Raw genomic sequence first — 26,237 nt, 5'->3', positions numbered from 1 at the left:
GCTTTCACGTTCATGCATACTGATCTGCATGGATAGCGTTGAGGTCGGCGACCTGACCCAGGTGTTGGCGCCCCGATTGCGGATGTTGTCGGCCATCGCCAAGACCGAGCACATCACCCACGCGGCCTCGGCCCTGAACATGCCACAACCCACGCTGAGCAGGGCTTTGGCCCGACTTCAGGAGGAATTGGGCATCGCGTTGATCGAACGCACCGGGCGTGGGATCCGACTGACCCGGGCGGGGCGGACACTGCTCCCGCACGTGGAGCGGTCGCTGGAGGATCTGCGCCAGGGTGTGGCCGAGCTCACCGGCGCCGAGGAGGGCCGGGTGGCGTTGACGTTCCTGCCCACGCTGGGCGTGGAGGTGGTTCCGGTGCTGTTGCGGGGTTTTCGCGCCGAGCACCCGGGGGTGCGTTTCACCCTGACCCAGGAACCGTGGGCGCAGTCGCTGCGGCGGTTGTCGTCGGGCGGCGCGGACCTGGCGTTGACCTCTCCCCTGCCCTCGGGCCAGGGGCTGGTCTCCCAGGTGTTGCAGACCCAGTACCTGCGTTTGGTGGTGCCCGAGGGGCACCCGCTCGCCGGGCGGGGTGAGGTGTCGTTGGCGGCGGCGCGCGACGACTTCATCCTGCTCAAGCCGGGTCGGGGGGTGCGGCATCTGACCGATCGGCTCAGCGATCGGGCCGGGTTCACGCCCACGGTGGCATTCGAGGCCGACGACATCAGTACGGCCCGGGGGTTGGTCGCGGCGGGGTTGGGGGTGTCGGTGCTGCCGGCCCGCCCCAGGGGTCCGCTGGGCGGCACGGTGGAGCTGGTCATCATCGATGGTGAGGCCGAGCGGCCGGTGGGCATCGTGTGGCCCCGTGAGGGTTCGGGCGGTGGTTACGAGCCCCCGGCCGTGGAGTTGTTCCGCGAGTACGTGTGCCGGGTGGGCCCCGAGGTGCTTCCGGGCCTCACCGGGTGATCGCCCGACCATCGAGTTCACACCATGACGATATGAAGATTTCTTCAATTCAACATATGGTGGATGTGATCGTCTCGTCCCCGAACCCGAGGTCCACTGTGCACCGTCCCCTGTACCAGGCCAAGGCGGAGTTCTTCCGCATGCTCGGCCACCCCGTCCGCATCCGCGTCCTGGAACTGCTCCAGGACGGCCCCAAGGCCGTCCGTGACCTTTTGGCCGACGTGGACGTGGAGCCCTCCAACCTCTCCCAACAGCTCTCCGTCCTACGCCGTTCGGGCATCGTGACCTCCAGCAGAGAGGGATCCACGGTGGTCTACGAGCTGGCCGGCGCCGACGTCGCCGACCTCCTGGGCGCCGCCCGCCGTATCCTCACCGAGCTCAGCACCGGCCGTGAGGAACTGTTGGCAGAGCTGCGTGAGGGCTGAGATGGCACAGACGACTCACTCCCGGGGCATCGGGCGGAGGTTGTGGACGAACACTCGCGCGCTGTTGCCCCGGCGCTCCGACTTCACCACCATGCGCCGCTCCCCCGGCCGTGACCTGCTCGCCGGGGTGACGGTCGCGATCATCGCGCTGCCCCTGGCCCTGGGCTTCGGTATCTCCTCCGGACTGGGCGCTCAGGCCGGGCTGGTCACCGCGATCGTGGCCGGGTTCCTGGCCGCGGTCTTCGGTGGCTCCAACCTCCAGGTCTCGGGACCCACCGGAGCGATGACCGTGGTGCTGGTGCCCATCGTGGCCGTGCACGGGCCCACGGGTGTGCTCATGGTCGGAATGATGGCGGGGCTGATCCTGCTGGTCCTGGCCTGGGCACGGGGCGGACGGTACATGCGCTACGTTCCCGCACCCGTGATCGAGGGGTTCACTCTGGGCATCGCCGTCGTCATCGCCCTCCAACAGGCCCCGTTCGTGCTGGGTCTGCCCCAACCGGAGGGGCACAACGTCCTGGCCGGCGCGCTCTCCCTGGTCAGGGACTTCAGCGCCGACCCGGACTGGACACCCCTGCTCATCGCCCTGGGCGTGGCCGCGGTGATGCTGGTGGGGGCCAGGTGGCGACCCACGTTGCCGTTCTCGCTGCTGGCGGTGGCCGCCGCGACCCTGCTGGTGCACCTGAGTCCGTTGTCCACGCCCACGATCGGAGCCCTGCCCGCCGGCCTTCCCACGCCCTCCCTGTCGTTCCTGGATCCCTCCGCCGTGGGCCCGCTGATGAGCGCGGCCCTGGCGGTGGCGGCGCTGGCCGCTCTGGAGTCGTTGCTGTCGGCCACGGTGGCCGATGGAATGCGCGTCGACGAACGGCACGACCCCGACCGTGAGCTCTTCGGGCAGGGCGTGGCCAACGTGGTCGTGCCGATCTTCGGTGGCGTGCCGGCGACCGCCGCGATCGCGCGCACGGCCGTGAACGTGCGTTCGGGCGCCAACAGTCGCCTGGCCGCGGCCTCCCACGCCCTGGTGTTGGCCATGGTGGTGCTGCTCGCCGCCCCGCTGGTGGGGCTGGTGCCGTTGGCCGCGCTGGGCGGTGTCCTGTTGGCCACCGCCGTGCGGATGGTCGAGGTGGGGTCGGTGCGCGCGATGATGCGTTCCACCCGAGGCGACGCCGTGGTGTTGGTGCTGACCGCGGTGGCCACCCTGGCCTTGGACCTGGTCACGGCGGTGCTGCTGGGGATGGCGGTCACCGCGTTCCTGGCACTGCGCGCGGTGTCGCGCGATGCCCGACTGAACCGGGTGGAGTTGTCCCAGGGGCCGCCCGGTGACCACGGTGCGCGGGAACGTGCCCTGTTGGACGAGCACATCGTCGCCTACCGGCTGGACGGGCCCTTGTTCTTCGCCGCCGCGCACCGATTCCTGTTGGAATTGACCGAGGTGGCCGACGTGTCCGTGGTGATCCTGCGGATGTCGCGGGTCAGCACGGTGGACGCCACCGGGGCCTTGGTGCTGGGCGACGCGATCGAGCGTCTGGAGCGACGCGGAATCTGCGTGCTGTTGTCGGGGGTGCGGCCCGATCACACACGGGCGTTGACCGCACTGGGCGCGGGCGCCCGGTTGTTCGAGCGAGGCTCGGTATTCGACAGCACCCCCGAGGCGATCGACTTCGCCCACACCCTGCTGCGCGAACGCGGGACCATGGAGGCGGCTGACGAGACCACTCCGCGCTGACCCGTTCGCCACCCTCGGCGGGCCTGGCGATTTTCACCGGGTGAGTTCGTGGTCCTGCGGTGGGGTGTGCAGGGGGCGGGGGCGGTAGACGAAGGTCACCAGCACCACGGAGATGATCATCAGCAGCAGCCAGGCGACCAGTTTGGCAGGGGAGACCATCTGCCAGCCGTCGGCCTGGTGGGGGTAGATCCAGGATCCGGCGGCGGTGGCGATGTTCTCGGCGACCCAAATGAAGAAGGCCACGCCGCCGAACGCGGCCAGGATGGGCATGCGGCGCCAGGGTCGGGATCGGTGGTCGCGAAAGTGCATGGTGCAGCGGGCGTACAGGACCACGATGAGGACCAGCAGTACCCAGCGGGCGTCGAACAGGTAGTGGTGGCCGAAGAAGTTGAGGTAGATCGCCAGGCCGAGCAGGGCGGTGGCCCAACGTGGCGGGTAGTGGTCGAAGCGCAGGTCGAACAGGCGGAACACGCGCACCATGTACGAGCCCACGGCGGCGTACATGAACCCCGTGTACAGCGGTACCCCGCCGATCCACAGCAGCCCGTCGCCGCCGTACTCCCAGGAGCCCACGGACGTCTTGAAGATCTCCATGGCCGTACCGACCAGATGGAACAGCACGATCACCCAGAGCTCTCGTCCGCTCTCCAGGCGCAGGAGCAGCATGAGCGCCTGGATGGCGACCGCTCCGATGACCAGGGCATCGCTGCGCGAGAGCGCGACGCCTTCGGGGTACCACAGGTGGGTGGCGACCAGCAGGGCGAGCATGGCGGCGCCGAAGACGCACGCCCAGGCCTGTTTGACGGTGAAGACGACGAACTCCAGCACTCCCCCGCCCACGCGCCCTTGGAGGGCTTCCAAACGCCCGTTCGCCCAGGTGTCCAGGCGCCGTTCGAGGGAGGTGAGGGAGTGGTGGTGTTCGTTGGCCATGCGCTCGATCGTACGGTCGACCGTGTGGTGTCGGAGCGCCGGGAGGAGCGCTCTCGGACGTCGGGCGCCCGCCGGGGGTGCCATGGGTTGAGTCGGGTCCTCGCGCCCGTCTACGGTGTCGGGATGTCGACCCCCCTTCCGCCCGGAACCGGCGCGCTCCCCCCGCCACCGCAAAGACGCCCCCTTTTCCTCGGCATCGCCGCCGTGTCCGGGCTCGGGTTGCTCACCATCGCCGGGTTCACCTGGCTCACGTTCTCGTCGGAGCGAATCGAACCCGGCCCCGCCGCCCCCGGACCCGGAGACCACGCCCCGATGGCGGTGTGCGCCAACTCCGAGGGCACGGTGCTGCGCGCCGACGTGAACGGCGACGGGCACCTGGACGAGGTGCGCGACCCGGCTCGGGAGGGTGTGATCACCGTCGAGGGCGGCGGGGACTCGTGGGAGGCCGACCTCGACGACGCCTTGGCCAGGCTGGGTTACGCGGGTTCGGAGGATCCGAAGCGGGAGGCGCGGGGCACCCTCGGGGACTTCGATGGTGACGGCTACGTGGACCTGGCGTTGTTCTTCGCGACGCCGCACCTGGGCGACGATCCGGTGGAGGACATGCCGGTGCACGAAGTGCACTTCGGGCCGCTGGCCCAGGATCTGACCAGTGAGAGGGTCGGCCCCCTTCGCATCGACTTCAAGGGGTTCGTGTACGGGGCACGGGCCGCTGACCCGGATGGTGACGGCAGAGCCGAGTTGCAGGTGTTCCAGACCGAGGGCGACGGCGCGGTCGACCATCATGTCGGTCACTACCGGGATGACGGTGTCACCGTGGACGGGGAGTCCGTCGATTCCCACGACCGTTCGAGTTGGCAGGGCACCGAGCGGGGATGGGGCGACTTCGAGGTCTGCTCCGACGAGTAGTGGACACACGCCAAGACCTGGCAAGCGCTTTCTTTGTGGTAAGCGCTTGCATGGAATTTTCCCAGCTCACAGAGGACATCCCGCCCTCCCAATAATGATTGAGCGTTCAACAGGCCTGGGCCCGGCGCCGACTTTCCGCTAGCGTGCCATTTCGGTCCGTGTTCCCTCCCCGGCCTCCCCTCGGCCTCGGAACCGGTCGCCCACCCCTCACCTGGAGCCACCATGTCCTCCCCCGCCAGACCCCGGCCCCGGCTCGACCGCCGAACACTGCGCGCGGACCTGCGCAACCTGCTCTTCGACTCCACCGCCGCACTGGTGGTGACCGCGGTGATCTTCGTGGTCCTGTATCAGCGCATCGACGACGGCACCTCGGCGACCCTGGAGGTCATGCCGCACCTGGCCGACGCTCGGATGTACTGGCTGTACTGGGCGTGCCAGGCCTTCGGCTGGTCGGCGATGCTGTGGGCGTGGATCACCGTCATGCTCGGACTGCTGCGCTCGACCCGACCGGTGTCCTGGTCGCCGGTCTCCCACGCCCGTCTGGAGCACTGGCACCGGGTCACCAGCATCACCACCATCGGGCTGATGTTCGCCCACGCCCTGGCGTTCTTCCTGGAGCTGCTCCGCCAGAACGAGGACGGACTGTCACCGGCACGGCTGGTGTGGTCGGCCTTCGTCGACGTCTTCGTCCCCGGCGGGTACGCGACCGGCACCGGCCAGGTCGCCATCCTCCTCGGCCTGATCGCCCTCTACCTGGCGATCCCCCTCGGGTTGTCGTTCTACATTCGGGCGTGGACGGGTTCGCGCCTGTGGCGGGTACTGCATCGGTTCGTCATCCTGGTCTACGTCCTGAGCGCGTGGCACACCCTGTTGTACGGCACCAACGTGTGGTTCGACGGCTGGTTCCGCACCATCGTGTGGGGGTTGCAGCTCCCGGTGGCCCTGCTGTTCCTGGCACGGCTGCTGACACCGCTACGACACGAGGAGAGGCTCACCCGGGCCGCACTCGGCGGTGGCGCCGGTCCCCTGCTGCGGCTGGGCGGTCGGCTGCTGGCCGCGGCCGGTGTGGTCGTGGTCCTGCTGGTCACGGTCACCGGCCGGGACGGCGGGAGGACACCCGGGCAGGAGTCCGGGGACATGCTCATCACTCAGCCCATGGTCTGGGGCGGGCTCGTGGTCGTGCTGACGGTGATGGGCGCGGTGGCCCTGGCCGTGAGGTCGAGCGGGGAGCGTGTTGGGCGAACCGCTCGCCCCGGACCCGAGCCCGGGGCGACGGAACCGACCCTCGACCCCACATCCGATCGAAGTGACTCCGAAAACCCGCTGTAGGGTTTTCCAGGGATGGTCCGGGCCGGTGTTCCCTCGACGGTCGGAAACGTCAGGGAACACCGAGACGATCAGGGGGATTCGTTGGACGCTTTGGTCTCGTTCCTGCGGGCGCGGATGGACGAACACTGGCGGGGCGCGCTCGCCGCTGGAGCCTCCTCCGCCGCGCGGACGTGGTCGGCCCGGTCGGGCCGTGTGGAGTCCGCCGACGGCGAGACCGTGGCGCCGACCTCCGGCGAAGGCGGTCCAGGAGAGCGAGCGCGCTCGGAGCACATCGTCCGGAACGACCCCGCGCACGCCCTGAGGAGGTTGGAGTCCACCAGGCGCCTCATCGAACGGTACGAACTGCTCCACGCCGACCTGGTCGAACATCCGGAAGGGGAGGCTCTGCTCCGCGAGTACGAGGAAGTCGTTCTTCCCCTGCTCGCCCTTCCGTTCTCCGACCACCCCGACCATCGGCCGGAATGGTCTCCTCGGGAGGAATCTCCACGGCGATGAATCCCGTGGCGCTCGCCCTCGATCGGTCGCCCGAGCCCTTCAGACGGCGATCTGCTCCGCGAGCTGGGCGGCGACGCCTCGGGGTTCACGACCGAGGAGTTCGGCCAACAGCGGATCCTGTTCGGCGAAGTAACCCTCGCGGGTCGCGCGGAACATGGTGAGCATGAAGCGGGCCGCCTGCTCCGGAAGACCGTTCGCCACCTGATCGGCGACCCACTGTTCGTCGTCCACGACGACGCGTTCGATGGTGCGGTCACTGAGGCGGGAGAGGAGAGCGGCGAAGTCGTCGAGGGTGACGGCCTCACCGGAGATCAGGGTGATGGCTCCGTCGAAGGAGCGGTCACCGGAGAGAACGAACGCAGTGGCCTCGGACAGGTCGGCGGGGGCGGTCCACGGGACGGGCCCGTCGGCCGGGGCGGCGATCGTCCCGGTGCGTCGCCAGGGTCCGAGCATGGCTTCGAAGTCGTGCGTGAAGAAGCCGTTGCGCAAGGAGGTCCACGCGGCCCCCGAACCGGCGAGGATCTCCTCGGTGGCGGCGTGGATGGCCGCCGGTGGGTAGGGGCCCTCGGTCGTGGCGCCCTGTTGGCTCGTGTACAGGATCCTGTGGGCGCCGGCCGCGACCGCCGCCTCGATCGCGTTGCGGTGCAGGCCCACCATGTCGGCCGTCGGGTCGTTGCCGGAGACCAGGAGCACCTGGTCGGCGCCGGCGAAGGAGTGGCGCAGGGCGGCCGGGTCATCGTAGGCGGCCTGTCGTACGCGTACACCGCGGTCCGCGAAGTGCCGCGCCTTGGCGACGTCGCGCACGCTGACGCCGATCCGATCGGCCGGCAGGCGCTTGAGGAGGTGCTCGACGGTGGCCCCGTTGAGGGAGCCGGTGGCACCGGTGACGACGATCATGTTCGCGGCCCTTCCTTGTGTGCCCGCACTGGTGGGCACCCCGGCGGCACGCCGTCGCACAAGTTGACCAGTGGGGTCAATTTCGCTTCCGTCGTCGACGCTAGATAACCTGACCCCACGAGTCAAATTACGGTGGCGGTGGCGAGGGACGGTGGGGAACATGACGGATGGGACACCCCCGAAGCCTCGGCTGCGCGCCGACGCCCGGCGCAACACGGAGCAGATCCGCCGTGCCGCGATCGACGCCTTCCAGGGGCGGGGTCTGAGCGTGCCGTTGGAAGAGGTGGCCAAGGCGGCGGGGGTGAGCAAGGCCACGATCTTCAACCGGTTCGGTGGCCGGGTCGGACTCATCGAGGCCGTCATCGAAGAGGTCGTCGCGAACGAGCTCCACGCCGTCATCGACCACGCGCGCTCCCTCCAAGGAGCTGGAGAGCGGGTCGCGTACTACCTCACCGCGATCCGCGATCTGCAGTACCGCCAACCCACCGCCAACGACGTCCTGCTGCAGGAGTACCCGCACTCACGGCAGCTCATGGACATCTGTCGGGCAGCGGGAGAGATCAACGACGAACTCGTCGCGGCCGGTCACGCCTGTGGAACCCTACGACCCGGGTTCACGACGGAGGATCTCCACGCGCTCATCGTCGACAACGCGCTCGCCCTCAAACACGGCACCCGCCCGTCCCGGGACGCGTACGACCGCCGCACCGACTTCCTCCTCGACGGGATCCGTGCTCAGCACGGGTAACGCGGGTGACTCGGGTCGTTTCGGGGCCCGGCCGGGCCCCGAAACGAGCCGGTCGATCTAGAAGGGGTAGCGGGCGGGGTCGGCCTGCATGGTCACCCACTGGGTCTCGGTGAAGGCCTCCATGTTGGCGCGGGTGCCGCCGAAGCGCGAGCCCGTGCCCGAGTCGCCCACGCCACCGAAGGGCGCCACGGCCTCGTCGTCGACCGTCTGGTCGTTGATGTGCACGATGCCGCTGGGAATGCGATCGGCGATCTCCAGCCCCCGCATGGGGTTGGTGGTGATCACGCCCAAGGACAGCCCGTACTCGGTGGCACCGGCGATCTCGACGAGTTCGTCGATGGTGGAGAAACGGGCCACCGGGGCGACCGGACCGAAGACCTCCTCGGCGTAGGCCGCGGTGGTCGGGGTGACCCGGTCCAGGACGGTGGGCCGGTAGTACAGGCCGTCGTAGGTGCCACCGGCGCGCAGCTCGGCGCCGGCCTCGACGCTGTCGGTCACCAGCCCATGGATCTTGTCGCGTTGACCGGCGTCGATGACGGGTCCGAGTGCGGAACCGTCCTTTTCGGTGCTGCCCACCACCAGGGCCTCGGCCTTGGCCGCGAGCTTCTCGACGTAGGCGTCGGCGATCGACTCGTGCACCAGGTGGCGGCCGGTGGTCATGCAGATCTGCCCCTGGTGCAGGAAGGAGCCCCAGGCGCCGATGGAGGCCGCGGCGTCCACGTCGGCGTCGTCGAGGACGACCAGGGGCGAGTTGCCGCCCAGTTCCAGGTGGGCGCGCTTGAGGTGGCGGGCGGCGGCCTCGCCGACCTTGCGTCCGGCCGGGGTGGATCCGGTGAAGGAGATGACGCGCACGGGCGGGGTGGCGACCAGGGCCTGGCCGGCCTCCGCGCCGCCGGGCAGGACCTGGAAGACGCCTTCGGGGACTCCGGCCTGACGGAACACCTCGGCCAGGACCGCGCCACCGCAGACGGCGGTGCGCGGGTCGGGCTTGAGGATGACGGAGTTGCCCACGGCCAGCGCGGGGGCCACGGAGCGGATGCCCAGGATGAGCGGGACGTTGAAGGGCGCGATGACCCCGACCACGCCCACGGGCACCTGGCGGGAGAAGCTCAGGCGCGGCTTGGCGGTGCGCAGGATCTCGCCGTGCGGTTGGGAGGCCAGGGCGGCGGCCTCGTAGCACTCCTCGGAGGCCACGTGTACCTGGAAGCCGGCCATGCCGGCGGCGGCGCCGCCCTCGTGGCTCAACCAGTACGAGATCTCCTCGGCGTTGGCGTTGAGGATGTCTCCGGCCCGGCGCAGGATGGCGGCGCGTTCCTCGAAGGAGGTGGCGGCCCAGCCGGTCTGGGCCTTGGCCGCGCGTTCGGCGGCCTCGTGGACGTCGTCGGCGTCGGCGATGCCGATGCGGCCCAGGACGGTGCCCGAGGAGGGCGAGACGACCTCGGTGTCGCCCCCCTTGGCCGGGGTCCAGGTGCCGGTGAAGACGGCGGAGGTGAACTTGTCGGCGTCGAGCAGGCTCACGATGGGCTCCTTGTGTTTCGTTGGTGATGCGGCCGTTCGGAGGGGTCAGGCCCTAGGCGGCGGGTTCGGTGGTGCCCTTCTTGGCCTGTTGGATCTGCGCGTAGACGTGGGCGCGCAGGTGGGTGAAGCGTTCGTCCTGGCGGGTGGTGAGCTGGTCGCGTTCGGCGGGCAGGTCCACGGTGATGTCGTCCTGGACGACTGTAGGTGAGTTGGACAGCACCAGGACGCGTTCGCCCAGGTAGACGGCTTCGTCGATGTCGTGGGTGACGAACAGGACGGTCACGCCCAGGCGCTTCCAGAGCCGGCGGACCAGGTCCTCCAGGTCGGCTCGGGTCTGGGCGTCCACGGCGGCGAAGGGTTCGTCCATGAGCAGCACCTGCGGCTCGTAGGCCACGGCGCGGGCGATGGCCACGCGCTGTTGCATGCCGCCGGAGAGCTGCCAGGGGTAGGCGTCGGCGAAGTCGGTCAGGCCGACCGCGGCGAGTGATTCGGTGACCAGTTCGGCGCGGCGGGCCTTGGGGAGCTTCTTCTCCTTGAGGGGGAGTTCGACGTTGTCCCGCACGCTCATCCAGGCGAAGAGGCTGCGTCCATATTCCTGGAAGACCACGGCCATGCCCGGTGGTGGTGAGAGAACGGGCCGTCCGTCCAGCTCGACGGTGCCGCTGGTGGGGGCCATGAGGCCGGCGATGCACTTGAGCAGGGTGGTCTTGCCGCAGCCGGAGGGTCCGACGAGGCAGACGAGTTCGCCTTCGGCGAGTTCGAAGGTCAGGTCGCGCACGGCCTCCACCGCCGTGGCGCCCCCGTTGTAGATCTTCTGCAGACCGGTGACCTTGAGCATGGTGGGGCGTTCTCCCAGGTGGTGCGAGGCGTGTTCGTGGGTGCTGGTCATGGGTCACTCTCCCCGGTGTGCGGCGCGCAGGCCGCGGTACCAGCCCAGGACGCGGCCTTCGACGAGTTCGAACAGGGCCGAGAGCAGGAAGCCGATGATTCCGAGCAGGACCATGCCGGCCCACATCTCGGGGATGGCGAAGGTGCGCTGGAACTGCACGATGGCGAAGCCCAGGCCGCTGGAGCTGGCGAACATCTCGCTGATGACCATGAGGATGATGGCCAGGGCCAGTGCCAGGCGCAGGCCGGCCATGATCTGGGGACTGGCCGAGCGCAGGATGAGCACACGCAGGCGGGTGGTGCCGGTGATGCCGTAGCAGCGCGCGGTGTCGGACAGGACGGGGTCGACGGCGCGCACGCCCTCGACGGTGTTGAGCAGGACGGGCCACACGCACCCGAAGACGATGACGGTGATCTTCATGGTGTCGTCGATGCCGGCGAGCATGATCATCAACGGCACCAGGACGGGCGGCGGGATGGCGCGCAGGAACTCCAGGACGGGTTCGATGGCGGCGCGTACGCGAGCGTCCAGACCCAGGAGGACGCCGAGGCCGACTCCGATGAGGGCGGCCAGTGCGAAGCCGATGGCGAGGCGGCCCAGGCTGGGCAGGACGTCGACGAAGAACCGCTCGGAGAACCACAGTTCGACGAAGGCGGTGCCGATGGCGGACGGGGTGGGCGTGTAGAAGCCGGCGCCGGGTTGTGCGGTGAAGGCCCAGTACACGCCGATGAGCACGGCGGGTAGGAGCAGGACGTGCGCGGTGCGCAGGGCCGCGCCGGCCGGTCCTCGGCCGCCGGGGCGGCGCCGCCGGGTGCGGGCCACGGGGCTCTCCTGTTCGGTCGGGTTCGTCGGCGGGGTGTGGGTGGGGGGCGTGGACTCGCCCAGGGTGGTGCGGCTCATGTGGTGGCCTCCCCGCGCACGGAGGTGTGCCAGCGCAGGACTCGACGCTCCAGGGCGCGCACACCGATGTTGATGACCACGCCGAGGATGCCGGTGGCGATGATCCAGGCGTAGACCAGGGCGATGGCGTTGCCCTGTTGGGCGGTGGTGATCTGCTGTCCGATGCCGGGTGAGCCGATGATGAGCTGGGCGGTGATGGACAGGATGAGTCCGACCGCGGCGGCCAGGCGCAGCCCGGTCATCAGGTACGGCAGCGTGGTGGGCCACACGACGTGGCGGATGCGGGCCAGACGTCCCAGTCCGTAGGAACGGGCGGTCTGCTCGGCGACCGGGTCGACGTCGGCGACCCCGTAGAGCACCTGGATGTAGATGAGCCAGAAGCAGGCGTAGATCACCAGGAGCAGGGTGGAGCGGATGTCGGTGCCGTACATGAGCACGGCCAGCGGGATCAGGGCCACCGACGGGATGGGGCGCAGGAAGTCGACGGTGGAGGTGGTGAAGGCCCGCACGCGTGGTGCCGCTCCCAGGGCGAAGCCGAGGAGGACGGCGGCGACGAAGGCGATGGCCAGCCCCAGGGCCCATCCGTACAGGGTGTGCCCCACGGCCTGCCAGAACGGGGCGGTGAGCGCGCGTTCGGCGAGGGTGGTCAGGACCTCGGAGACGGGCGGGAAGTAGCGTTCGGGCACCACGCCCAGGCGGGGCGTGGCTTCCCAGAGCAGGAGGAAGACGGCGACGCCCAGGAGACCGAGCAGGGGCCGATTGGGTGCGGTGCGCGCCCGAGCGCCCGGGCGGCGGGTGCCACCCGGGGTCGGGGCCGAAGTGGTGGCGGTGCTCATCGGATGAGGGTGTCCAGGTCGGGGTCGGCGTCGAGGATGCCGTCGGTGACCATCAGGTCGGCGAGGGTGGCCACGGCGTCGGTGTCGATCTCGGTGGGAAAGCGCGGCCAGCGCAGGTCGTCGATGATCGCCTCATCGATCTCGGTGTAGGTGGTGAGGATCTGGGCCGCCTCGTCGGGGTTGTCCTCGGCGTAGGCCAGGGAGGCGTCCATGGCCTCGGTGAAGGCGTCCGCGGTCTCGGGGTCGCCTTGGAGGAGTTCCTCGCCGGTGAAGTAGGCGGCGATGGACAGGTCCTCGTGCAGGTCGACGAAGTTGCCGGCGATCTCGGTGGCGCCCTGTTCCAGGGCGATGGTCAGGAAGGGCTCGACCACCCAGGCGGCGTCGACCTGGCCGTTGCTCAGGGCGCTGGGCATGTCGGGGAAGGCGAGTTCGATGAATTCGAGGTCGGTGGGGTCGCCACCGGCCACGCGCACCGAGTTGCGCACGGAGGTGTCGCCGATGTTGTTGAGGTTGTCGATGGCCACGGTGGCGCCGTCGAGGTCGGCGGCGCTCGTGACGTCGCTGTCGGGCGGTACGACCAGGGCGCTGTAGTCGGTGGCGGCGTCGCCGGTGGTGGTCATGCCGTTGGCGACCACGGTCAGGGGTAGTCCCTGCTCACGGGCGATGATGACCGAGGCGAGGTTGCCGAAGGCGAAGTCGAGTTCGCCGCTGACCACACGGGGCACGGTGGTGGCGCCACCGCCGCCGGTCTCGATGGTCACGTCCAGACCCTGTTCCTCGAAGAGGCCCTGTTCCACACCCAGGTAGAGCGGGGCCACCGCGGTGATCGGCAGTACGCCCACGGTGATGGGGGTGAGTCCACCCTCGTCGGCGGCGCCGTCCGCCTCACCGCCACAGGCGGTGACGGTCAGGGTGAGTGCTGCGCCGGCGGCGAGCACCCCCAGGGTGGTCTTGTTCGCGGTCATGTGTTCTCTCCTGGGACGGGACAGGGACTGGATGGGGACACCGGCGGGGGGCTGTGGTGGTTCGGAAGGTGGGGCGTGGGCGGGTCAGGGCAGGAGCGCGTCCAGGTCGGGCTCGGACTCGATGAGTCCGTCGGTGACCATCAGTTCGGCCAGGGTCTGGACGGATTCGTCGTTGATCCGCGCGGGGAAGCGGGGCAGGACCATCTGCTCGATGACCGCTTCGTCGATCTCGGTGTAGGTGCCGAGGATGCGGCGGACCTCGTCGGGGTTGTCCTCGGCGTAGGCCAGGGACTCCTCCAGGGCCGCGGTGATGTCGGCGAAGAGTTCGGGGTCCTGGGCCAGGCGGTCCTCGCCGGTGAAGTAGGCGGCCACGGACAGATCGGGGTGGGTGTCGACGAAGTTGGAGGCGATCTCGCGGTGGCCGGCGTCTCGGATGGTGGAGGCGAACGGTTCCACGGCCCAGACGGCGTCGATCTGGCCGGTCTCCAACGCGGCGGGCATGTCGGGGAAGGGCAGTTCGACGAAGTCGACCTCGGCGGGGTCGCCGCCGTCGGCGCGCACGGACTGGCGGACGGTGGTGTCGCCGATGTTGTTGAGGTTGTTGGCGGCCACGGTCAGGCCTTCGAGGTCGGCGGCGCCGGTGACGTCGCTGTCGTCGAGGACGAACACGCCACCGAAGTCGGCGCCCTGTTCTCCCGCGCTGGTGACGCCGTTGGTGAGCGTGGTCAGGGGCAGTCCCTGCTCGCGGGCGACGATGAGCGAGACGATGTTGCTGAAGGCGAAGTCGAACTCACCGCTGATGACGCCGGGGACGATGGCGGCGCCGCCGGAACCGGACTCCAGTCGCAGGTCGATGCCGCGGTCACTGAAGAACCCCTGGTCGACGCCCAGGTAGATGGGGGCGACGTCCACGATGGGGATGACGCCGGCGGTGACGGTGGTGAGTTCTCCTTCGCCCGTGCCCTCCTCTGAGGGGGAACAGGCCGCGGTGGCCAGGAGTGCGGCGGACGCGGCGACCGCGAGTGCCGGGGACAGGCGCATGGGATCTCCAACGGGGGGCGCGAAACACACGGATGTACGCTTTGCGAACACGTGTTCTTAAGGTGAACATAAGTGATCCCGATCACCGGGTCAAGACGTGCTTGAGGCACATTTCAGACACGTGAACAGCGAAAAGGTCGGATGACCGAGCCTGGGCAGCGCCTTCGAGGGCGACGCGAGAGAGGAAAGGGCACCGCGAACGAGCGCGGGCGTGAAGAAGGGCCGGGGCACCCTGAGAGAATCGGAGAGCCCGTGGTCCGGGTCAGGACGGGACCCGGACCACGGAGTCGAAACCCCGTACGGGGCCCCATATTCGACCCTGTGTTGTCACAATGTCAACATTTGTACATCGAAGCGGTACCGAGACCCGAAGGATTCTTGTCCGCGCCGGTGTACGCCGTACACTTTTGCGACGTGGCACGAGACGACGGCGATAACGGTGGAATGCGACGAGCCCGCAGACGGGGCCTGGCCCACGAAGCGGCCGACCGCGTCCGAGAGTCCATCCTGGACGGACGGGTCTCCCCCGGCTCTCCCCTGCGCGAGGTCGAACTGGCCGCCTCCCTGGACGTGAGCCGCGGGTCGGTGCGCGAGGGACTGGCCATGCTCGAACGCGAGGGGCTCGTGCGCAGCGAGTGGCACCGCGGCGCCCGCGTGATCGATGTGGGTCCAAAGGACGTCGACGAGGTCTACACCGTGCGGGCCGCCCTGGACCGGTTGGCCACCCTCACCGCCGCCTCCCGCATGACCCCCGCCCACCTGGCCGAACTCGAATCACTGGTCCAGGCCATGGCACGCGCCCTGGAGGGTGACGCCGACGGACTGACCCTGATCGCCCTGGACCTGGCCTTCCACGACCGTGTCTACGCCATCGCCGACAACAGCCGCCTCACCGACGCCTGGCACGGCGTGCGCTCCCAGGTACGCCTGATCCAGCTGACCCGCATCGAACACGACCAGGCCCACTATCGCGACCTGTTGGTGGCCGAACACCACCACCTGGTGCGCCTGATGAGCCGCGGCCCCGGCGAGGAGCCGGCCCGGGCCGCCGAGGAGCACGTGGACTCGGCTCGCCGCGCCCTGGTCCACCTGCTGGGCCAGGCGCCTCGGCGCCGGTGACCGGGTCGTGCGCCGGGTGGCTCCCGGGCGGTGAACGGGTCGAGGGCCCGGCCTCCTCCTGCGAGACCGGGCCCCATCCCCAGAGGGAGGATCACGAGGGGTCGCCTTTCGGGCGCCCTCAGGCCCTGTCCTCCGGGAACCCGAGGAGGTGCCGACGGTGGGATGGCACGCTTTTCACCATCACACCGAAGGCGCCAGAGCGTCTCCTTCGCCGAGAGCCGGTGGTGGGCGACGGATGGGCCCGGGCGAAGCGGCGGCGCGAGACGAAGGCCGCCTATTGGAAGACGACGTCGGAGCAGTTGTAGAAGGCCTCGGGGCTGTCGGAGCGCTCCCAGACCACGTAGATGATGTGCTGACCCGAACGTTCGGGCAGGTCGACGTCCCAGCGGTACTCGGCGCCCTCGACTCCGCCCTCGCTCAGCGGCGGGTCGGTGACCTCGTTGATCAGCTCCAGGTCGGACCAGTTCAGCGGGGAGTCGGGCGACCAACCCGGGCTCGTGACGTAGGTGTAGAAGGTGCCGGGGTGGTGGGCCCAGGCGTTGTGGTGGAACTCGACCGTCTGCCCCGAGGGCAGCGACGTGGTGGGCCAGTCCGAGCGCACCGCGTTGAAGGCGGCGAAGTCGGCGGTGGGACCGCACAGCTCGCCGTCGGCCACGACCTCCTGGTGGCGGCCGTCGGCGTCGCTGATCAGGTTGCCGAACCAGTTCCAGAACGGGTAGCTGCCGCCCTCCTCCAGGGCGTCGGCGCAGGCGGGGTTGGTGGGCTCGACGTTGCCGCCCTGGCCGCCCTCGATGCCGTCGGCGTAACAGGCGTAGGTGCGGCTGGCCGGGTAGGTGAAGGCGCCGTGCGCCTCGGCCGACTCCGCGCTCAAGGTCAGGGCCAGGCCGCCGACGAGGGCGGCCGAGGCGGTGAGGGCTCCGGTCCTGGCGAGCGTTCTCATGGGGGTGTCCTTTCGAGGGGGGTTCGCGGGGGTTCGGTGTTGAGCGGAGCGCGTTCCTCAGTCACCGGTGGCGATGCCGTTGGGGCCGTGGAAGATGCGCTCTCCCCACCCGGTCATCCGGTCGGCGTCGAAGTCCTCGACCATGTCGAGGTATTCCACGCCGCCGCTGTTGCCGCTCCAGGACCAGCCGATGTAGCCCAGTCCCAGGCGGTCGGCGTGGGCCATGATGGCGTCCTCGTCGGGGTCGCCGTCGCTGTGGTCGTGGCCGAACTCGCCGATGATCAGGGGAACTCCGGCGTCGGTGAAGTGTTCCAGGTAGTCGACGACGGTCGACTCCTGTTCGTAGACGCCGTACATGTGGATGGAGAAGACGGTGTTGTCGTGGGGATCCGCGTCGGCGACCTCGGGGGCGGCCTCGCGCATGGTGCCCTGCCAGTCCTGGCCCCAGTTGGGGGCGTCCACGACCAGTGTGTGGTCGAACCCGGCCTCGCGTAGGCGCACGATCGCGTCGGAGGTGTCGGGTGCCCAGCCCTGGTTGGTGGTCTCGTCGTTGCCGTAGGGCTCGTTGCCGATGTTGACGATGATGTGGTCTTCGGCGCCCTGGAGGGTGCTTTGGACGTCGATCCAGTAGTCGACGGCCTGGTCCAGGGTGGCCGCCTCGGCGTCCTCGCCGTAGCCGGTGGTGTCGTGGACCTCCAACACGCACACCAGACCCAGGTCTGCGCACTGGGCGACGATGTCCTGGAGTTGGTCTTCGTCGGTGCGGTCCCAGCGGTCGCCGCTGCTGAGGACGACGCGCACGGTGTTGGCGCCCAGGTCGGCGATGTCGACGAGGGCGGTGGGGGTGCGATCGGTGAACCAGGCGTGGGGGTGGCTGACGCCGCGCATGATCAGTTCGGTGCCGTCGGCGTGGACCAGGCGACCCTGGTCGTCGACGTGGAGTCCGGTCTCGGCCGACGCGGGCGCGGCGTGGGCCAGGAGGGGGATGGTGAGGGCGAGAGCCGCCAGGGACACCAGGGAGCGGGGTCGGTGCACGGTGCTTCTCCGTCGGTCTTTGTGACTACCATTCACGGGAACCCGAATTTGGGAGCGTTCCCATGCAGCTTGTGGTGCAACTTAACAAGAGCGAAACCCCGCCACAATAGGGTTCCGGGCTGATTTTTCACGCACAGCTCAACTGAGCACACGTTAAGTGAACCCGAATTTCGAGGCCATAGCCGCTACGAGCTGCGTCGACGCCGACTGATCACACCAATGAGGCGGGGGCGGGAAACCTTGTCGGTCCCCCGCCCCCGCCTTGAGTCGGTTCGGTGTGCCTTCGGAGCCTCAGGCCCAGAAACCGAAGCTGTACAGCAACCCGTTGGTCGCGGCGATCACACCCAGCGCCAGCACCGCGCCGGTCACGAACGAGGTCCGCAACGACCGCACCAGGAACTCCAACGCCACCAGGTTGTTGAGGATGAAGTAGCCCAGCATGGTCGCGTGCCAGAACGAGTCCATGCTCCAGGGCTCGAAGTAGTACGGAACGCCCGTCCACACGTCGGTCTCGGTCGTGAACCACGTCCAGGCCAGCGCCGCGCCATAACCCAGCGGGATCTGGATCAGCGGAATGATGAGCAACGGCAGCAACTTGACGAAGCCCCACAGGCCGGGCTGGTCGGCGCGGCGGGCCTCCGACTGCGCCCGACGGGCCGCGTCCTGCTCGGCGCGCAGCCGGTCACGGTGGGCACGCTCGGCCTCCTGCCGACGGCGCTGTTCGTCCTGCTGTTCCTGCCTACGGCGCTGTTCCTCGGCCTGATGGCGCTGCTGCTCCATCTGCCGGCGACGCTGTTCCTCGGCCTGGCGATACTGGTCCTGGCGCGGATCGGTCGCACCGCGACGTTCCCCGTACAGGTCGGCGTAGGGGTCATCGTCCGCGGGCCGCTGCTGTCGGGTGGCGTCATAACCCGCGGTGGCGGGCGGACCCGCCTGCTGTTGGGCACCCGGGAACCGCTGCGTGGGCTGGTATCCCTGCTGTGTGGGCTGGTAGCCCTGTTGATACTGCTGGGTGGGCTGATATCCCTGCCCGGTCTGCTGCCCCTGACCGCCCAGGACCGAGGTCTCCCCTGCCGAGGGGTCCTGCCCATGGCCGGCCACCCGGGTGGCCTGGTCATCACCCATCGCGCCCGCGGCGGCGGCTCCGGCGACCGCTCCGGCCGCCCCGCCCAGGGCCGCGACCCCGCCCGCGCCCAGCACCTCTGTGCGCTGGTGACCACCGGTGGCGCCAGGGTCGGCCGCCGAGGTCGCCAGGGCCTTGTTGACCTTGGCCACCTGTTCCTGCACGCCCATCATCACCGCGGGCGGCAGCCAGGACGAACCGGCGTGCACGTCGCCCAGGTAGTCCAGGATCTCGCCGGGGCCGGGGCGACCCTTGACGTCCTTGGACAGACAGGCCGCCACCAGGTGCCGCAGCGACTCGGGCACACCCGACAGGTCGGGTTCCTTGCTGATGATGCGCATGACCATGGTGGGCATGTTGCCCTCGCCGAAGGGCCCGCCACCCGAGGCCGCGTGGGCCAGTACCGCTCCGTAGGCGAACAGGTCGCTGGCGGGGGTGAGCGCCTCGCCCTGCACCTGTTCGGGACTCATGAAGCCCGGGGTGCCGATCACCGACTGGGTGGCCGCGGTGCCGTCGGTGGCCCGCGCGATCCCGAAGTCGATCACTCGCGGGCCGTCCTCGGACAGCAGTACGTTGCCGGGCTTGAGGTCGCGGTGGATCAACCCCACCCGGTGGATCTCGGCCAGTGCCTCGGCCAGGCCGGCGGCCAGCACCCGCACCGACGACTCCGGCAGCGGACCGTGCGCCTGCACCGCCTCGTCCAGGGGCAGTGAGGGAACGTAGGAGGTCACCAGCCAGGGCACCTCGTCGTCGGGCCCGGCGTCGATCACCGGTGCGGTGAACGCACCACTGACCTGACGGGCCGCGTTCACCTCGCGGGCGAACCGCTCCCGGAAGGAGGTGTCCGCCGCCATGTGCGGATGGATGCGCTTGATCGCGACGGCGCGGCCGCCGGCCGAGCGTCCGAAGAACACCTGACCCATACCACCGGCGCCCAAGCGCCCGATCAGCCGGTAACGGCCGATCCGCTCCGGATCAGTGCTCTCTAGCGGCCCCAACGTCCTCTACCTCCGGCCTGTACGGCGTTGTCCTTAGTGGAACGAGGCCCCAGTCTAGGGCGTGGCGCCCCCACCGAAACCACCGTCGACGTGTGTGATCCCGTGCCGGTGCGTGGAGTTCGCCGCGTCCACCGCACACCTGCGAAAGGGCTCGGGGAACGAGTGGACCGGGACCGATGGTTCCCACCTGGCCACACACGGCCAACCAGGCGGGCGGACCGGTTCACGGGGGAAGGCCGATCTAGGGTCGTAACACACCACCGACAGGATGAGGCGTGCCCGTGAAGACTCTCCAGACCCTTCGTATCGACGCGCGACTGCGCACCGCCAACGGCGTGTCGTGGTTGGCCGCCCAGAGCGGGGACCACCCCAGCCGCCTCCTGCACTGGCCTTGGCGGGAGAACCCCTTTCCGACCTATCGGCGGCTGCGCGAGCGGGGTCCGGTGGTCTCCAGCAGGTTGCCCTTCCACGCCGCCACCACGCGCGCGGCCGTCCATCGGGTCCTGCGCGACCGTGCCTTCGGAGTCGCGCCGCCCTCGGAGATGGCGGTCCCCGATCAGTTCGACGTGATGGACCTGTCGTTCCTACAGCGCGACCCGCCCGACCACACCCGGTTGCGCAAGCTGGCCAAGCCGGCCTTCTCCCCTCGCCGGATGGAGGACTACCGGTTGGTGATCCAGAAGATCGCCGACGATCTGATCGACAGCGCCGTGCGGCGCGGTGGGTTCGACCTGATGCGCGACTTCGCCCAGCCCTTGCCCATCATGGTGATCAGTCACCTGTTGGGGGTTCCGGAGGAGGATCGGGCCGACTTCGACCGCATCGGGAACGTCATCGGCGCCGCCCTGGACGGGGCCCGTTCGGCGCGCCAGCTCGGCCGGATCCGACAGGCTACGGCGGATTTGGACGCGTTACTCGAACGCTTGATGGTCGAACGGCGGGCGGACCCGCGTGAGGACGTGGTCTCCGATCTGGTCGCCCACTTCGATGAGGGCGCTTTGACCGCCTCCGAGCTGGGGTCGATGTTCCGTCTGTTGTTGGTGGCCGGGTTCGAGACCACGGTGAACCTGATCGGGAACGGGACGATGGCGCTGCTTCGCCACCGTGAGGAGTGGGAACGCCTGGCCGATGACCCGGAGATGGCGGCCGGGGCGGTGGAGGAGACCCTGCGCTACGACTCGCCGGTCCAGCTCACCGGGCGCTGGGCCCGTGCGGACACCGAGGTCGAAGGGGTTCCCATCGGCGCCGGTCAGCAGGTCATCTGCCTGCTCGGGTCCGCCAACCGCGACCCCGAGCACTTCGACGACCCCGACCGTTTCGACATCACCCGGCCCGACGCCGCGGAGCATCTGGCCTTCTCCGGCGGAACGCACTACTGCCTGGGCGCCCCGCTGGCCCGGTTGGAGGGGCAGATCGCCCTGCGGACGCTGAGTCGCAGGGTCCCGGGGCTGCGGCCCACGGCGATGCCCACCCGGCGCGACACGTTGACCGTCCGTGGTCTGGCCACGTTCCCGGTCACCGTCGGTCACTAGAGGGCGGGGGCCACAGGGTGCGGAAGACGGCCGAGGGGATCGGGCGCACGACCATACGCGGGCGAGGGCCGCTGCTCGCGGTGGGGGCGGTGTGCGTGGTGGTCCTCGTGGTGGTGGCGGTGGCGGTGCTGGTCCTGCCCGGACCGGCGGAGGAACCGGGGAGCGACCTGCCCGGGTTGGCCGAGTCGCACGGCATCAAGTTGGGTGTGGCCGTGGCGGTCGACCCATTGCGGGACGATTCGGACTACCAGGACGTTGTCACCGACCACTACACGGCGGTGACCGCGGAGAACACGATGAAGTGGGTGCACGTCCAGCCCGAGCGTCATGAGTTCGACTGGAGCGGCCCCGACACCGTGGTCGACTTCGCCGAGAAGCACGGCCTGGACATCCGCGGACACACCCTGTTGTGGCACAACCAGCAGCCCGAGTGGCTGGCGCAGGGTTTCTACAACGCCGACGAGCTGCGCGAGGTCATGCGCGAGCACATGGAGGCGTTGCTGGGCCGCTACCAGGGTCGGGTCGACTCCTGGGACGTGATCAACGAACCCTTCGAGGACGGCGGCCCCGAGCTGCGCGAGAACCTCTGGTACCAGACCTTGGGCGAGGACTACATCGCCGAGGCGTTGCGGATGGCGCACGAGGTCGACCCACAGGCCCGGCTCTACATCAACGAGTTCGGGATCGAGGGTGGCGGGGACAAGGCCGACGCCCTGTACGAGCTCGCCTCCGGGTTGTTGGAGCAGGGGGTGCCGTTGCACGGCATCGGGTTCCAAGGGCACTTCGTGCACGGCGACGTACCCGAGGACCTGGCCGAGAACATGCGACGCTTCACGGACCTGGGCCTGGACGTGGAGATCAGCGAACTGGACGTGCGCATCGCCGAACCGGTCACCGACGATGCGGTCTCGGACCAGGCCGAGGAGTACCGGCGGGCCGTGGAGGCGTGCCTGGAGGTCTCGCGTTGTGTGGGCGTGAGCGTGTGGGGGGTGACCGACGCCCATTCGTGGATCCCCGAATGGTTCCCCGGTTACGATTCCGCGCTGCCCTTCGACGAGGACTACCGGAGCAAACCGGCGCTGGGCGGGATGGTCGACGCGCTGAGCAGGGGACGACGGGCACAGGGGCGCCCGGTGCGTCGGAGGGTGCGGAACGGATGACGAAAAGCGGGTGCGAGCACCGGCCCGTACCCGCCATCGTGGGGCGGACCCGACCCGAGGAGACCTTTCATGGACAACGCCTCCGTCCACCCCGTCACCGTGCCACGGGCCCTGGTCGAATCCGTCACCTCCTTCTTCGGCCCGGAGTGGGCGCGCCGGCTTCCCGGGCTGACGGTGCGGCACCTCGACGAGTGGGGGCTGACCGTGGCCGGCGAGAGCATGCACGGGGCGGTGGCCCTGGTGGTGCCCGTACGTCGCGCCGATGGCACTTCGGCGGTGCTCAAGATCCAGCCCCAGGATCCCGAGACCGAAGGGGAGCCCCTGGCCCTGCGCGTCTGGAACGGGGAGGGCGCGGTTCGACTGCTCGACCACGGCCCTCGGACCGGGGCGATGCTGTTGGAGGCCCTCGACCCGGGTCGACGTCTGGACGAGGAACCCCTGGAACCGGCCCTGGAGGTCATCGGTTCCCTGTTGGCTCGGCTGACCGCCCACCCGGGCCCGGAGGGGATGCGCGGGCTCGGGCCCATCACCCGTGACATCGCCGATCGAGGACAGGCCAGGGCCGCCCATCTGGAGGAGCCCTGGCGATCGGTGCTGGAACGCTGGGCGGCCATCGCCGAGGAGCTCGCCGCCGACCCGGGCGACCGACTGCTGCACTGGGACCTGCACTACGAGAACGTGCTCGCACCGCTGCGGGGAACCGACCGGGGCGACTGGTTGGCGATCGATCCCAAGCCACTGGTGGGCGATCCCGGTTTCGAGTTGCTGCCGGCCCTGCGCAACCGATGGGTCGAGGCGGAGGAGACCGGCGACCCGGTGCGAGCCACCAGGCGCAGGTTCGACCTGCTCACCGAGGTGGCCGGGCTGGACCGGGACCGCGCGCGGGCCTGGACGCGGGTGCGGCTGCTCCAGGACTGCCTGTGGATGGACGAGGGGCGTCGGCGGGTGCCGCGCGCGCACGCACTCATCGATCGGGCGTTGGACGGCTGAGGGGCCGGGGAATTCGACGCCCAGGGGCGGGGTGCCGACCGGGCCCCGATGTCGCTTTCGGTAGGGTTCCGCCACCTCAGTCACTCCTTCGTGGAAGGCCTCGATGTCCACTCCCCGCCCGTCCTTCGACCCCGAACTGCTGCCCGCCCTGGCCCAGGTCAACGCCGAGATGCCGCCGGGTATCGTCCCGGAGCAGATCGACGCGATACGCGCCCGCGCCGCTCGTCTGGCCCCCGGGGACGAGACCGACATGACACTGGGCGGGGACTTCGTCGAGTCCGAGCGCACCGCGCCGGGACCGGAAGGGCACCCGGTGCCGTTGATCGTGTGGCGGCCGAAGGAGACCACCGCGACCACCGGGGCGCTGTACTGGATCCATGGCGGCGGGATGATCGGCGGAACCCATCGCGGCGGTGAGATCCCCGAACTGCTTCAGCTCGCACGTGAACTGGACCTGGTCCTGGTGTCGGTGGGCTACCGGTTGGCGCCCGAGCACCCGCACCCGACCCCGGTGGAGGACTGCTACGCGGGGTTGGTGTGGTTGCACGAGAACGCCACCGAGTCGGGGGTCGATCCCGAACGCGTGGTGGTGGGCGGTGCCAGCGCCGGAGGCGGTCTGGCCGCCGCCGTCAACCTGTTGGCCCGTGATCGCGGTGGTCCGGCGGTTCGCGCGCAGTTGCTGCTCTACCCGATGCTGGACGACCGCAACGACTCGGTCTCCGCCCACCAGATGGCGGGTGTGGGCACGTGGGATCGCACCTCCAACGACACCGGGTGGGGTTGCCTGCTCCAGGGCGCGCAGGGCGGCCCGGACACCTCGCCCTACGCGGCACCGGCCCGGGCGAAGGACGTGTCGAACCTGCCCCCGGCCTACCTGGAGGTGGGGACGGCGGAGACCTTCCGCGATGAGGTGGTCGAGTTCGCATCCCGGATCTGGAAGGTCGGCGGGCACGCCGAGCTGCACGTGTGGCCGGGCGGCTACCACTCCTTCGACGCCATCGCCGCCGACGCGGCCCTCAGCCGCAGCGCGCGGGGTCAGCGGCTACCGTGGCTGCGCCGCGTCCTGACCGACTGACCCCGGTCCGCGGCGCCGATACCGTCAGCGGCGATGACTTCTTCAAGGCCTACGTCGTCGACCATGTCGACTGCGACTGCGACCGCCCCCGATCCTCGGTTTCAGGTCAGGGCGGCCGGGGCGGGCGTCTCCACCGGTTTTCCGCGCCGGTGGGCGGTGGGGGTGGTGCCGCGAACGCGTTTGAAGGCGGCGCTGAGAGCGAAGGCGGTGGAATAGCCGGCCCGGCGGGCGATGGTGTCCACGGTCTCGTCGGTGGTGCGCAACCGCTCGGCGGCCATGCACACCCGCCACTCCGCCAGGTAGGTCATGGGCGGGGTACCCACCAGGGCCGTGAAGGCGCGGGCCAGGGCCGATCGGGAGATCCCGCACCGTTCGGCCAGTTCTGCCACCGTCCAGGGGTGGGCCGGCCGGTTGTGCTTGACTTCCTCCCCACGCCTAAAGGCGGGAGATTCCAACCAGCGGCAAAGCCGGTTGGTGCGCTGCCCCTTGCGGGGACGCTGGTTCCTGCTTCACGGACCGCCTAACGGCGAGGTCTCCACAGGCCGGCACCGCATGCCCTGCGGCGCGAAGGATGTTCTTGGCCGCGTTCACATCGGCGTGACACCGGTGACCGCACCTGGTGCACTCGAAGACCGCTTGACTCTTGCGGGACTTCGGATCCACATGCAGACACCGGTGACACGTCTGAGACGTGTACGCGGGATCGACCAACACGATCTGCGTGCCGGTCTCACGCGCGGCGTTGCGCAGCGCGAGTTCGAGCCGGTGCCACCCTTTGTCGAGGATGGCCCGGTTGAGCCCGGCCTTCTGGCGTACCTGCCTGCCGGGTGCTTCCACGGTGCCCGAGGCACTAGCGGTCATGTTGGTGGTGCGAAGGTCCTCCAACACGACCGTGCTGTGCCGGGTGGTCAGCGTGTGAGCGGTCTGTGCGGTGAAATCGCCGCGCCGGTCCACAGCCCGGGTGGTGATGCGGCCCATGGCCTTGAGCGTCTTGGTCCGATTCGTCGACCCCTTCTTCTGCCGGGACAGCTTGCGCTGCAACCGCATGTGTCGGGACTTCTCTCCGTCAGTGACGAAGGGCCGGTCATGGAACTCGCCCGTGGACAAGGTTGCCGCCACGGCCACGCCCCGGTCCACCCCTACCGGGGTGCCCGGGTGGTGCTCGGGGGTGAACAGCCCGTCCTCCACGAGGAACGACACAGACCAGTGACCGCCCTTGCGGGACACGGTCGCCGAGCGGATGGTTCCGCCGATCGGGCGGGAGGAGCGCAGCCGCACCCATCCGAGCTTGGGCAGTTTGGCCCGTGACCACTTGCGGTTCAGCTTCTCCATGGTGATGAGGTTCCCAGCGGGGAACCGGAACGAGGGCATCCACCGGTGCTTGGCCCGCCACCGCACCTTGAAGGTGCCCTTCTCCCGGCAGGCCCGGTCCAGGTCCTTCAAGGTCTGCTGAAGCACATGCGAGGGGGCGGCCTTGAGCCAGGTCTCTTCCGCCTTGGCTTCGGCGAGCTGCCCGGCCTGAAGGTGGTATCCGCAGAACTCACCGTTTCGGCCCCGGGTGTGGCGGTCCACGTACTGGCGGCGCTGATCCAGGGCGGTGTTCCACACGGCCCGGCAGATGTCACCGAACTCGGTGCACATCGCCTCCTGATCGTCGGTCAGGGCAAGCCGGTAGCGGCGACCCGTCAACATCGTG

24 protein-coding genes and 1 pseudogene are annotated in these 26,237 nt (G+C 69.5%); 12 read left to right on the top strand and 13 right to left on the bottom strand.

The window, feature by feature from the left end; all coding sequences use genetic code 11:
• Window positions 1–28: 28 nt before the first annotated feature.
• The 3 genes from ACWGSK_RS03140 (at window position 29) to ACWGSK_RS03130 (ending at window position 3,112) form a co-directional block, all read left to right on the top strand.
• Window positions 29–961 (top strand): LysR family transcriptional regulator, encoded by a 933-nt coding sequence (locus ACWGSK_RS03140; RefSeq protein WP_452455119.1) that lies wholly within the window; start codon window positions 29–31, stop codon window positions 959–961.
• Window positions 962–1,059: 98 nt separating this feature from the next.
• Complete coding sequence (locus ACWGSK_RS03135; protein WP_157090978.1) at window positions 1,060–1,386, top strand: ArsR/SmtB family transcription factor; 327 nt, start codon at window positions 1,060–1,062, stop codon at window positions 1,384–1,386.
• Between the two features lies 1 nt (window position 1,387).
• A complete protein-coding gene (locus tag ACWGSK_RS03130) occupies window positions 1,388–3,112 on the top strand; it encodes a SulP family inorganic anion transporter (RefSeq protein ID WP_452455118.1) in 1,725 nt (574 codons plus the stop codon).
• A gap of 33 nt (window positions 3,113–3,145) precedes the next feature.
• Here ACWGSK_RS03130 and ACWGSK_RS03125 read toward each other — a convergent pair whose 3' ends face one another.
• Window positions 3,146–4,042, bottom strand: coding sequence for a DUF817 domain-containing protein (locus tag ACWGSK_RS03125; protein ID WP_358504740.1), 897 nt, complete (start codon window positions 4,040–4,042; stop codon window positions 3,146–3,148).
• A 123-nt stretch (window positions 4,043–4,165) separates the two neighbouring features.
• Between ACWGSK_RS03125 and ACWGSK_RS03120 the strand changes: the two genes are divergently transcribed.
• From ACWGSK_RS03120 to ACWGSK_RS03110, 3 genes are all read left to right on the top strand, one after another.
• Window positions 4,166–4,951: a hypothetical protein gene (locus ACWGSK_RS03120; RefSeq protein ID WP_358504737.1), complete on the top strand. Its 786-nt coding sequence runs from the start codon at window positions 4,166–4,168 to the stop codon at window positions 4,949–4,951.
• Between the two features lie 222 nt (window positions 4,952–5,173).
• Window positions 5,174–6,280: a ferric reductase-like transmembrane domain-containing protein gene (locus ACWGSK_RS03115; protein ID WP_358504734.1), complete on the top strand. Its 1,107-nt coding sequence runs from the start codon at window positions 5,174–5,176 to the stop codon at window positions 6,278–6,280.
• Between the two features lie 81 nt (window positions 6,281–6,361).
• Window positions 6,362–6,775, top strand: a complete 414-nt coding sequence (locus tag ACWGSK_RS03110) for a DUF6221 family protein (RefSeq protein WP_358504731.1) — start codon at window positions 6,362–6,364, stop codon at window positions 6,773–6,775.
• Between the two features lie 39 nt (window positions 6,776–6,814).
• Here ACWGSK_RS03110 and ACWGSK_RS03105 read toward each other — a convergent pair whose 3' ends face one another.
• Entirely contained in the window at window positions 6,815–7,672 is an 858-nt protein-coding gene (locus tag ACWGSK_RS03105; RefSeq protein ID WP_358504728.1) for an NmrA family NAD(P)-binding protein, read from the bottom strand.
• Between the two features lie 160 nt (window positions 7,673–7,832).
• Between ACWGSK_RS03105 and ACWGSK_RS03100 the strand changes: the two genes are divergently transcribed.
• The gene (locus ACWGSK_RS03100; protein ID WP_358504725.1) at window positions 7,833–8,420 is read left to right on the top strand and encodes a TetR/AcrR family transcriptional regulator; all 588 of its coding nucleotides are present in this window, start codon (window positions 7,833–7,835) and stop codon (window positions 8,418–8,420) included.
• Between the two features lie 57 nt (window positions 8,421–8,477).
• Here the strand turns inward: ACWGSK_RS03100 and ACWGSK_RS03095 are convergent, their stop codons facing one another.
• The 6 genes from ACWGSK_RS03095 to ACWGSK_RS03070 all read right to left on the bottom strand — a co-directional run bounded on the left by ACWGSK_RS03095 (window position 8,478) and on the right by ACWGSK_RS03070 (window position 14,569).
• Window positions 8,478–9,938, bottom strand: coding sequence for an aldehyde dehydrogenase family protein (locus tag ACWGSK_RS03095; RefSeq protein WP_452455117.1), 1,461 nt, complete (start codon window positions 9,936–9,938; stop codon window positions 8,478–8,480).
• Window positions 9,939–9,990: 52 nt separating this feature from the next.
• The gene (locus tag ACWGSK_RS03090; RefSeq protein WP_358505025.1) at window positions 9,991–10,776 is read right to left on the bottom strand and encodes an ABC transporter ATP-binding protein; all 786 of its coding nucleotides are present in this window, start codon (window positions 10,774–10,776) and stop codon (window positions 9,991–9,993) included.
• Between the two features lie 54 nt (window positions 10,777–10,830).
• Window positions 10,831–11,727, bottom strand: coding sequence for an ABC transporter permease (locus ACWGSK_RS03085; protein WP_358504720.1), 897 nt, complete (start codon window positions 11,725–11,727; stop codon window positions 10,831–10,833).
• Window positions 11,724–12,563, bottom strand: coding sequence for an ABC transporter permease (locus ACWGSK_RS03080; RefSeq protein WP_358504717.1), 840 nt, complete (start codon window positions 12,561–12,563; stop codon window positions 11,724–11,726). Before ACWGSK_RS03080 ends, ACWGSK_RS03085 begins: the two co-directional genes overlap by 4 nt.
• Window positions 12,560–13,528 carry an ABC transporter substrate-binding protein gene (locus tag ACWGSK_RS03075; protein ID WP_452455116.1) on the bottom strand — a complete coding sequence of 323 codons (969 nt, stop codon included), beginning with the start codon at window positions 13,526–13,528 and terminating at the stop codon, window positions 12,560–12,562. Before ACWGSK_RS03075 ends, ACWGSK_RS03080 begins: the two co-directional genes overlap by 4 nt.
• An 84-nt stretch (window positions 13,529–13,612) precedes the next feature.
• On the bottom strand, window positions 13,613–14,569 hold the full coding sequence (locus tag ACWGSK_RS03070; RefSeq protein ID WP_358504711.1) for an ABC transporter substrate-binding protein: 957 nt from the start codon (window positions 14,567–14,569) through the stop codon (window positions 13,613–13,615).
• 414 nt (window positions 14,570–14,983) lie between these two features.
• Between ACWGSK_RS03070 and ACWGSK_RS03065 the strand changes: the two genes are divergently transcribed.
• Window positions 14,984–15,688, top strand: coding sequence for a GntR family transcriptional regulator (locus ACWGSK_RS03065; protein ID WP_452455115.1), 705 nt, complete (start codon window positions 14,984–14,986; stop codon window positions 15,686–15,688).
• A 274-nt stretch (window positions 15,689–15,962) separates the two neighbouring features.
• Here ACWGSK_RS03065 and ACWGSK_RS03060 read toward each other — a convergent pair whose 3' ends face one another.
• The 3 genes from ACWGSK_RS03060 to ACWGSK_RS03050 all read right to left on the bottom strand — a co-directional run bounded on the left by ACWGSK_RS03060 (window position 15,963) and on the right by ACWGSK_RS03050 (window position 19,784).
• A complete protein-coding gene (locus ACWGSK_RS03060; protein ID WP_358504706.1) occupies window positions 15,963–16,628 on the bottom strand; it encodes a lytic polysaccharide monooxygenase auxiliary activity family 9 protein in 666 nt (221 codons plus the stop codon).
• A gap of 57 nt (window positions 16,629–16,685) precedes the next feature.
• Window positions 16,686–17,663 carry a glycoside hydrolase family 5 protein gene (locus tag ACWGSK_RS03055; RefSeq protein WP_452455114.1) on the bottom strand — a complete coding sequence of 326 codons (978 nt, stop codon included), beginning with the start codon at window positions 17,661–17,663 and terminating at the stop codon, window positions 16,686–16,688.
• A 291-nt stretch (window positions 17,664–17,954) separates the two neighbouring features.
• Window positions 17,955–19,784 (bottom strand): serine/threonine protein kinase, encoded by a 1,830-nt coding sequence (locus tag ACWGSK_RS03050; protein ID WP_452455113.1) that lies wholly within the window; start codon window positions 19,782–19,784, stop codon window positions 17,955–17,957.
• 281 nt (window positions 19,785–20,065) lie between these two features.
• Between ACWGSK_RS03050 and ACWGSK_RS03045 the strand changes: the two genes are divergently transcribed.
• The 4 genes from ACWGSK_RS03045 (at window position 20,066) to ACWGSK_RS03030 (ending at window position 24,541) form a co-directional block, all read left to right on the top strand.
• Window positions 20,066–21,316, top strand: a complete 1,251-nt coding sequence (locus tag ACWGSK_RS03045; RefSeq protein ID WP_452455187.1) for a cytochrome P450 — start codon at window positions 20,066–20,068, stop codon at window positions 21,314–21,316.
• A gap of 17 nt (window positions 21,317–21,333) precedes the next feature.
• Window positions 21,334–22,476 (top strand): endo-1,4-beta-xylanase, encoded by a 1,143-nt coding sequence (locus ACWGSK_RS03040; protein WP_452455112.1) that lies wholly within the window; start codon window positions 21,334–21,336, stop codon window positions 22,474–22,476.
• 69 nt (window positions 22,477–22,545) lie between these two features.
• A complete protein-coding gene (locus ACWGSK_RS03035) occupies window positions 22,546–23,466 on the top strand; it encodes an aminoglycoside phosphotransferase family protein (protein ID WP_452455111.1) in 921 nt (306 codons plus the stop codon).
• 103 nt (window positions 23,467–23,569) lie between these two features.
• Window positions 23,570–24,541, top strand: coding sequence for an alpha/beta hydrolase (locus tag ACWGSK_RS03030; protein ID WP_452455110.1), 972 nt, complete (start codon window positions 23,570–23,572; stop codon window positions 24,539–24,541).
• Between the two features lie 101 nt (window positions 24,542–24,642).
• On the opposite strand, the pseudogene ACWGSK_RS03025 reads toward ACWGSK_RS03030, so the two are convergent.
• Both ACWGSK_RS03025 and ACWGSK_RS03020 read right to left on the bottom strand, forming a co-directional pair.
• A pseudogene (locus ACWGSK_RS03025) lies at window positions 24,643–24,996 on the bottom strand (helix-turn-helix transcriptional regulator); the annotation flags it as partial.
• The gene (locus ACWGSK_RS03020; protein WP_358504687.1) at window positions 24,977–26,233 is read right to left on the bottom strand and encodes an RNA-guided endonuclease InsQ/TnpB family protein; all 1,257 of its coding nucleotides are present in this window, start codon (window positions 26,231–26,233) and stop codon (window positions 24,977–24,979) included. The gene ACWGSK_RS03020 and the pseudogene ACWGSK_RS03025, both read right to left, overlap by 20 nt.
• Window positions 26,234–26,237 lie beyond the last annotated feature (4 nt).

Source organism: Nocardiopsis sp. NPDC055551 (assembly GCF_053619415.1).
Note: the sequence above shows the minus strand (reverse complement) of the source record. Positions and strands in the feature narration are given on the sequence as shown.

Bases quoted from the DNA above. Each gene is read 5' to 3' on its own strand.
- ACWGSK_RS03140 (WP_452455119.1), top strand. From the start codon at position 29: ATGGATAGCGTTGAGGTCGGCGACCTGACCCAGGTGTTGGCGCCCCGA.
- ACWGSK_RS03130 (WP_452455118.1), top strand. From the start codon at position 1,388: ATGGCACAGACGACTCACTCCCGGGGCATCGGGCGGAGGTTGTGGACG.
- ACWGSK_RS03125 (WP_358504740.1), bottom strand. From the start codon at position 4,042: ATGGCCAACGAACACCACCACTCCCTCACCTCCCTCGAACGGCGCCTG.
- ACWGSK_RS03120 (WP_358504737.1), top strand. From the start codon at position 4,166: ATGTCGACCCCCCTTCCGCCCGGAACCGGCGCGCTCCCCCCGCCACCG.
- ACWGSK_RS03115 (WP_358504734.1), top strand. From the start codon at position 5,174: ATGTCCTCCCCCGCCAGACCCCGGCCCCGGCTCGACCGCCGAACACTG.
- ACWGSK_RS03105 (WP_358504728.1), bottom strand. From the start codon at position 7,672: ATGATCGTCGTCACCGGTGCCACCGGCTCCCTCAACGGGGCCACCGTC.
- ACWGSK_RS03100 (WP_358504725.1), top strand. From the start codon at position 7,833: ATGACGGATGGGACACCCCCGAAGCCTCGGCTGCGCGCCGACGCCCGG.
- ACWGSK_RS03090 (WP_358505025.1), bottom strand. From the start codon at position 10,776: ATGCTCAAGGTCACCGGTCTGCAGAAGATCTACAACGGGGGCGCCACG.
- ACWGSK_RS03085 (WP_358504720.1), bottom strand. From the start codon at position 11,727: ATGAGCCGCACCACCCTGGGCGAGTCCACGCCCCCCACCCACACCCCG.
- ACWGSK_RS03080 (WP_358504717.1), bottom strand. From the start codon at position 12,563: ATGAGCACCGCCACCACTTCGGCCCCGACCCCGGGTGGCACCCGCCGC.
- ACWGSK_RS03075 (WP_452455116.1), bottom strand. From the start codon at position 13,528: ATGACCGCGAACAAGACCACCCTGGGGGTGCTCGCCGCCGGCGCAGCA.
- ACWGSK_RS03070 (WP_358504711.1), bottom strand. From the start codon at position 14,569: ATGCGCCTGTCCCCGGCACTCGCGGTCGCCGCGTCCGCCGCACTCCTG.
- ACWGSK_RS03060 (WP_358504706.1), bottom strand. From the start codon at position 16,628: ATGAGAACGCTCGCCAGGACCGGAGCCCTCACCGCCTCGGCCGCCCTC.
- ACWGSK_RS03035 (WP_452455111.1), top strand. From the start codon at position 22,546: ATGGACAACGCCTCCGTCCACCCCGTCACCGTGCCACGGGCCCTGGTC.
- ACWGSK_RS03030 (WP_452455110.1), top strand. From the start codon at position 23,570: ATGTCCACTCCCCGCCCGTCCTTCGACCCCGAACTGCTGCCCGCCCTG.
- ACWGSK_RS03020 (WP_358504687.1), bottom strand. From the start codon at position 26,233: ATGTTGACGGGTCGCCGCTACCGGCTTGCCCTGACCGACGATCAGGAG.